Origin of the sequence: Niveispirillum sp. KHB5.9, from assembly GCF_048066115.1 — a bacterium.
Classification (GTDB): domain Bacteria; phylum Pseudomonadota; class Alphaproteobacteria; order Azospirillales; family Azospirillaceae; genus Niveispirillum.
In genome coordinates this window covers 1-2,026 of the sequence record NZ_JBLTYX010000054.1, presented here as the reverse complement: position 1 = coordinate 2,026, position 2,026 = coordinate 1, and the positions used below count along the sequence as shown (strand labels likewise).

The 2,026-nt window shown below is 63.7% G+C and carries 3 protein-coding genes; 1 reads left to right on the top strand and 2 read right to left on the bottom strand.

Going from position 1 to position 2,026, the window contains the following annotated elements:
- Nucleotides 1-236 (top strand): integrase core domain-containing protein (locus tag ACM9HJ_RS30845; RefSeq protein ID WP_416575642.1); only part of this gene is annotated, 236 nt, incomplete at its 5' end.
- A 33-nt stretch (nucleotides 237-269) separates the two neighbouring features.
- On the opposite strand, the gene ACM9HJ_RS30840 is transcribed toward ACM9HJ_RS30845, so the two are convergent.
- Nucleotides 270-743 (bottom strand): alpha/beta hydrolase family esterase, encoded by a 474-nt coding sequence (locus tag ACM9HJ_RS30840; protein ID WP_416575641.1) that lies wholly within the window; start codon nucleotides 741-743, stop codon nucleotides 270-272.
- A 62-nt stretch (nucleotides 744-805) separates the two neighbouring features.
- Nucleotides 806-2,026 (bottom strand): Na+/H+ antiporter NhaA (nhaA, locus tag ACM9HJ_RS30835; RefSeq protein WP_416575640.1); only part of this gene is annotated, 1,221 nt, incomplete at its 5' end.

The following is a 2,026-nucleotide window of genomic DNA, read 5'->3' as shown; positions in this document are numbered from 1 at the left end:
GGGAAAGTTTCAACGGACGCTTGCGCGATGAATGCCTGAATGAAACCCTGTTCCACGGTCTGCGGCACGCTCGCCAGGTGCTGGCCGACTGGCGGAACGACTACAACAATATTCGGCCTCATTCCACTTTGGGCGGGATGTCCCCCACCCAGTTCGCAACGTTCAGGACCGGGGGCATGCCCCCGGTCCTGAACGTAACTCAAACCAAATACCAAACCAGAGGACTCTGCTTATAACCGGTAACAATTAGGGGAGCAGGTCACCACCGATCAGGGCACTGTTGCGGTCCCGTCGCGTGCATGCTCGAAGAAGAAGCGCACCATCTCCCGCGTCGCATCCGGCCCCCGTGGATCGGTATAGGAGCCGAACCGGCTGCCCCCAGCCCAGGCATGCCCGGTGCCGTGGATCGCCCAATGCTCGCACAGGCCCCGGCCCGACGCGTCGGCGTGGATGGTGCGGGTATAGGTGTGCCCGCCCGGCACCTCTCCACGTATCACCGTCGGCCGCAGTCCGGCCGCCGGCGCCACGGCCTGGGCGGCGACCGCGTTTCCGTTGGCGGGGTGTACAGTCGTGTCCTGATCGCCATGGAAGATGATGGTCGGGACCGGGCTGATGCCACCACGCCCGCCCACAGCCCCGTTGCGCATGGCGGCGAAGGCGGAGGGAATATCACGCGCAGCCCCAAGGGGCAGGCCGGAATGCACACCGACCGCGACGTAGAGCTCGGGATATGCGGCGCCCATGATCACTGCCGCACCGCACGGCCTTTCAAGAGGCCACAGCGATGCCAGTGATTGCCCGCATCCTATCGCCGTGAAATCCTGGTCAGCCAAGCCAGTATCAGGAAGCCGAGGATCGCCGAAATGGCTGAAGCGCCGAGAATGCCAAGCTTGACCGAATTGAGGAGCGCCGCGCCAAAGGCCAACTCGGCAATGAACAATGCCATCGTAAACCCGATACCGGTCAGCAATCCTCCCGCCGCCACCAATTGCCATGACAAGTCGTCAGGTCGGATGCCAAGGCGCGACTTCACGGCAAGGAAGCTGAAGAGCAGCACGCCAACCGGTTTGCCGGCCACAAAGGCCATGAGGATTGCCGTCGTGAGCGCCGGGTCGAACTTCGCGGCGGCCATGGGAACGCCGGCATTGGCCAGGGCGAAGAGCGGCAGGATTGTGAAGGCGACCAGGGGATGGAGGGCGAATTCAAGCCGCTCGATCGGGGACAGGGCCTCCCGTGTTGCAACACCCGCCCGTTGGAGGTCATTGCGGGCGGCGGCCGTCCCTTTCCGGAGACCACCGGGCGAATGGGCGGTGACCCGGTCCAATATAGCGTGCAGGCGGGGGGTGCTCACCCAACTCCGCGCCGGCGTCATCAACCCGAGGAGCACGCCGGCCAATGTAGGGTGGAGACCGGAAACATCCAGCGCCAGCCAAATGCCACCACCCATTGCGAAATAAGTCGGAATACTGCGGATGCCAAGCCGGGCAAGGGCCGCCACGACGACAAATCCAAACCCGCCGATGCTGAGCACGCCCCAGTTCAAGGTCGCACCATAGCCGATCGCCACGACCAGAATGGCGCCGACATCGTCGAAGATCGCAAGAGAGAGCAGAAAGAGCCGCAAGCTCGCCGGAATACGGGCGCCAAGCATGGCGAGGCAACCGATGACAAGGGCCGTGTCGGTGGACATGACGGTTCCCCAGCCGCTCGCACCCGGTCCGCCTCCAACGATCAGCAGGAACAGGCTGGCCGGTACCACCATCCCACCGACCGCCGCGGCGATTGGCAGCGCAGCCACCCGGGGATCGCGGAGTTCACCCAGCACCAGTTCGCGTTTCAGCTCAAGGGCAATGACGAAGAAGAACAGCGTCATCAGCCCGTCGTTGATCCAGTGCTTCAACGAGCGGGATAACTCCACGCTGCCGAAGCTGATGCCGGCATGAATATTCCAGAAGGCGAGGAAGGATGTGGACCACGGGCTGTTGGCAAGGGCCAGCGCCAGGAAGGTGCAGAGCAGAAGGACGAC